Here is a 4,453-nt window from a genome sequence, read left to right on the forward strand (position 1 = left end):
CGCGTTATCGCTCGTTTACGTGGAACAACCACGCTGCACGCGCGATGCCTTGTCTTGCCGCGGCTTGGCCGCCGGTGCGCCGGCTTATCTTATGACGACACGCCCTAGCCTATGGCACCCAATATCCTCGAGGCCGATCGCCCGATCATCGACCCCCATCATCATCTTTGGGATCGCTCGCGGCTGGATCTGCACGACATGCCTTTCGCCGAGCACGGCTTCAGCGAGATGCTGCGCCAGTGCCCGCGGTATCTGCTGGACGAGCTTTTAGCGGATACACAAGCCGGGCACGATATTCGCGCCACGGTGTTTGTCGAGTGTCGGTCGATGTATCGAGCGGCTGCGCAGCCGGCGTTTCGCTGCGTGGGCGAGACAGAGTTCGTCAACGGGGTGGCCGCGATGGCGGCCAGCGGCGCTTATGGGCCGATGCAGGCGTGTGCCGGAATCGTGGGGCATGCTGATCTGCGGCTGGGGGCCGAGGTGGGCGCGGTATTGGATGCGCATATCGCGGCCGGCGGTGGGCGGTTTCGCGGAATTCGCCAAAGCGCGGCCTTTGATGCGGATGCCAGCGTGCTGGGGCCCTTGTCGATCCGGGATATGCCGGCCGGGTTATTGGCGAGTGCTGATTTTCGCGCCGGGTTCGCTGAATTGGCACCGCGTTGTCTGAGCTTCGATGCGTGGGTTCTCGAGCCGCAGTTATCCGAGGTTGTCGAGCTGGCGCGCGCGTTTCCGCAGACCACGATCGTGCTCGATCATGTTGGCAGCCCGGTCGGTATCGGCGCGTACACGGGGCAGCGAGCGGCGCGATTTAACGGTTGGCGCGAACAGATCGCAGCACTCGCGCGCTGCGAGAACGTGATGGTCAAGCTCGGCGGGCTGGGTATGCCGTTTCCCGGTTTTGCGTGGTCGTATGCCAATCGCGCTGATGATTACGTCGCACTGGCAGAGGCCTGGGCGCCGTATCTGCGGACCTGCATCGAAGCGTTTGGCGTGGCGCGCTGTATGTTCGAGAGCAATTTCCCGGTCGATCATTTCACCTGTGATTACACGACACTTTGGAACGCGCTCAAGTACGGGGTGCGTGACGGCTCGGCAGCCGAAAAAGATGCGTTGTTCTTCGATACGGCCAATCGGGTCTATCGGCTCGGCTTGACGAGATAGCCGCTCGGCGTCTTTACCCGCTACGCAAGTATCGTTAACGCGGTATCGTCACGGCCTGTGTCTCGTGCCGGGGGTTTTGCAATGACGCGACGACGTGCGATCGGGCTTCTCATCAGCGGCATGCTGGTCACGCTGACGGCCGTGGCGCTGGCGCGATTGTCTTTCGGGTTGATTCTGCCGGCGATGCAGGGCGCGTTCGGCTTGTCGTACGGGCAGGCGGGGCGGTTGGGCACGGCGACCGCGCTGGGGTATCTGGCGTTTGTGATGGTGGCCGGCGGATTGGCCTCGCGCCGGGGCGGGCGGTTATCCATTCTCATCGGGCTGGGCTGTCTGGTTGTGGGTTTCTTCGGGTTGGCGGTGGCCCGCGATTACGTGCTGTTGTTGGTCTTGATGACGCTTCTGGGCGTCGGTACGGCGTTTTCTTATACGCCGTTGATTTCGTTGATCGGCACCTGGTTTGCCGAGCGTCGCGGCCTGGCGATCGGGCTGCTGAACAGCGGCGTGGGCAGCGGGTTGTTTCTGGCCGGTGCCGTGGTGCCGGCGCTGACGAGCGCTGATGCCACCGACGGTTGGCGTCTGGCCTGGGCCGTGTTCGGGGCGGTGGCACTCCTGGCCACGATTTGCGTTGTGTTCTTCTTGCCGAACCCGCCGACCGTTGCCGGTGATACAGACGCCGCGCTTACGAAATCGGCGGCGGCCGAGTCCCGGCCTGGGCTGCGTCGCGAGGTGTTTGCCAACCCATATGTCGCCATCGTGGGCGTGGTGTATGCGGTGGTGGGCCTGACCTATATCGTGCAGGCGATCTTCATGTTCAGCTATGCGCTGGCTGCCGGCGTGGGCCCGGTGCTGGCCGGGCGGCTGGCGGCTGCGATGGGCCTGATCGGCATCGTGGCCGGGCCGGTGTGGGGCACGGTGTCGGATCGGTTGGGTCGGGCGGTGTCGTTAGCGCTTGCGATGACGATGGCCGGGATCGCCACCGCGTTGCCAGTCATCTGGCCCACGGTGGCCGGTTTCAGTGGACATTACCTGCTGCTCGGGGCCTCGGTCACCGGGATGTTCACCTCGGTGCTTGCGGCGGCCACGGAAACCGTATCGCCGCGCGCGGCACCGCTGGCGGTGAGTTTCGTGACGATGTTCTTCGCCGCTGGCCAGCTCGTGGGGCCCGTGGCCGCCGGCGCGCTGATCGGCGAGGCTGATCAGTTCCGACTGACGTTTGGGCTGAGCACGGCCTGCATTCTCGCCGCGGGCGCACTGGCCCTGGGCTTGCTGCACGGGCGCGTTCGCCCGAGCGCAGCGCCCGCTGCGTGATCGGCGATGCGCCAGGCCATTGGGCGGCGAAATCGCAGTAGAGTGATAAAACCGTCGCGCTACCGGAACCGTCATGACTGAATCGATCACCGAGTCACGTATTGCCTTGCCCGGTTTTGAAATGGCGATACGCCATTGCGGTACCGGGCCGCTGGTGGTGTGTCTGCACGGGTTTCCCGATACGGCCGAAACATGGCACGGCTTGTTGCCGGCACTGGCCAGTGCCGGCTATCACGCCGTGGCCCCGTTCATGCGCGGCTATGCGCCAAGCGGCGTGCCCGCCGATGATGCGTATAACGCATACACGCTGGCCAAGGATGTCGTGGCCTTGGCCGATGCGCTGGCCCCGGGCGCGCCGTTTTATCTGATCGGCCACGACTGGGGCGCAATCACGGGCTATGCCACGGCCAGCCTGGCCGGTGAGCGCCTGGCCGCGATGGTCACGGCCGCCGTGCCGCCGACGAGCCGGTTTCTGGCCAACATGCGCCCCGCGCAGATGCGCCGCTCTTGGTATATGGGGTTTTTCCAGCTGGCCGGCATCGCCGAACGCGCACTGGCAGTGCGCGATATGGCGTTGATCGACCGGCTGTGGCGGGATTGGTCGCCCGGCTGGGCGTTCACGAAAGCAGATATCGCGCCGGTCAAAGCCGCACTGGCCGCGCCGGCCAATCGCCGGGCGGCACTTCGTTATTATCGCGCCTTGCCGGGCCTGCTCGTCGACAAACGCCAGCGCGAGCGCGTGATGGCCTGGCGTACGGCCGTCCCAACGCGCATCGTCTATGGCGAGGCCGACGGCTGTATCGACCCGGGCATGTTTGCCGGCAGTCAGAATTGCTTTGACGGGCCGTTCGATATGCAGGCGTTGGCGGCCGGGCATTTCATGCATCGCGAAGACCCGGCCGCCTTCGAGCGCCTGGTGCTTGGCTGGCTGGATACGCACCGCTAACGGCGCGCGCGCCTCAGTTGCGCCGACCGGCTGGTAGGATTCGACTAAATTCGATCGGCTGATTGGGTATGGATACCGCGCGCAAGACCTTGCTAGCCAGCGTTCTGGTCGCCACGGCCGGCTCTCTGTGGGGACTCTATTGGGTGCCGGTACGTGCGTTGTCGGGCGCGGGCTGGCCAGGGGCGTTGGGCTCGGTGATCATCGCGCTGATTGCCGGCGCGCTGCTGGTGCCGGTGATCGCGGCCCGTCGATTCGCCTGGCGCGCGGCCGATCGCGTGGGCCTGCTGGCCACGGCCGTGGGCGGCTCGGCGTTCATGCTGTACTCGGTCGGTATCGTCGAGGCCCGCGTGGCCATCGTGATCTTGTTGTTCTATCTCACGCCGGTCTGGACGACGCTGATCACGCGTTTCGTGTTCGGCCAGGCGGTGCACCCGATTCGTTACGGGGTGATCCTGTTGGGACTGTTCGGCCTGTTCTTGACGCTGGGCCGCGGCGGGTTCGTGCCGTTGCCCGAGCGCGCCGGCGAGTGGTATGCGCTGCTGGCCGGGCTGTTCTGGTCGCTGGGCTCGATCGGCATCAGCGCGCGGAGTGATCTGCCGGCGATCGAGAGCACGTTCGTGTTCGTGATCGGCGCGCTGGCCACCGCACTCGTCTTGTTCGGGCTCGATCCAACGTGGCCCACGGCCGATGTCTGGCCGCCGGCGGCCACCAGCGTGGTCTGGGCGGTGGCGGCAGGCGCGGTGTGGTGGATCGCCTCGATGATCGCGCTGGTATGGGCCACGTCGTATCTCGAGCCGGCGCGCGTCGGCATTTTGCTCATGAGCGAGGTATTGGTTGGCGTGATATCGGCGGCACTTTTTGCCGGCGAGACGATGGCCGGGCTGCAATGGCTGGGCGGGGGGCTATTGATCAGCGCGGCCGTGCTGGATGTGGTTTCGGATCGTTGGGTTGAGGCGCCGGCGGCCTCGGTATAGATAACGCCCTAGGTGTTCAGTCCCGCCGTATGATGGTTTGACGCTAACGCAAGAGGTCAAAGCG

General features: G+C 65.4%; 4 protein-coding genes. All 4 read left to right on the forward strand.

Annotated elements, in window-relative coordinates; translation table 11 throughout:
- Positions 1-111 precede the first annotated feature (111 nt).
- A complete protein-coding gene (locus tag SAJA_RS13640; RefSeq protein WP_123659226.1) occupies positions 112-1,161 on the forward strand; it encodes an amidohydrolase family protein in 1,050 nt (349 codons plus the stop codon).
- Between the two features lie 81 nt (positions 1,162-1,242).
- A complete protein-coding gene (locus SAJA_RS13645; protein WP_123659227.1) occupies positions 1,243-2,469 on the forward strand; it encodes an MFS transporter in 1,227 nt (408 codons plus the stop codon).
- Between the two features lie 73 nt (positions 2,470-2,542).
- Positions 2,543-3,415 carry an alpha/beta fold hydrolase gene (locus SAJA_RS13650; protein ID WP_123659228.1) on the forward strand — a complete coding sequence of 291 codons (873 nt, stop codon included), beginning with the start codon at positions 2,543-2,545 and terminating at the stop codon, positions 3,413-3,415.
- Between the two features lie 68 nt (positions 3,416-3,483).
- On the forward strand, positions 3,484-4,389 hold the full coding sequence (locus tag SAJA_RS13655) for a DMT family transporter (RefSeq protein ID WP_123659229.1): 906 nt from the start codon (positions 3,484-3,486) through the stop codon (positions 4,387-4,389).
- The last annotated feature ends 64 nt before the right edge of the window (positions 4,390-4,453 follow it).

This window comes from Salinisphaera japonica YTM-1 (assembly GCF_003788585.1).
GTDB lineage: Bacteria > Pseudomonadota > Gammaproteobacteria > Nevskiales > Salinisphaeraceae > Salinisphaera > Salinisphaera japonica.

Coding starts and splice junctions, on each gene's coding strand:
- SAJA_RS13640 (WP_123659226.1), top strand. CDS start 112: ATGGCACCCAATATCCTCGAGGCCGATCGCCCGATCATCGACCCCCAT.
- SAJA_RS13645 (WP_123659227.1), top strand. CDS start 1,243: ATGACGCGACGACGTGCGATCGGGCTTCTCATCAGCGGCATGCTGGTC.
- SAJA_RS13650 (WP_123659228.1), top strand. CDS start 2,543: ATGACTGAATCGATCACCGAGTCACGTATTGCCTTGCCCGGTTTTGAA.
- SAJA_RS13655 (WP_123659229.1), top strand. CDS start 3,484: ATGGATACCGCGCGCAAGACCTTGCTAGCCAGCGTTCTGGTCGCCACG.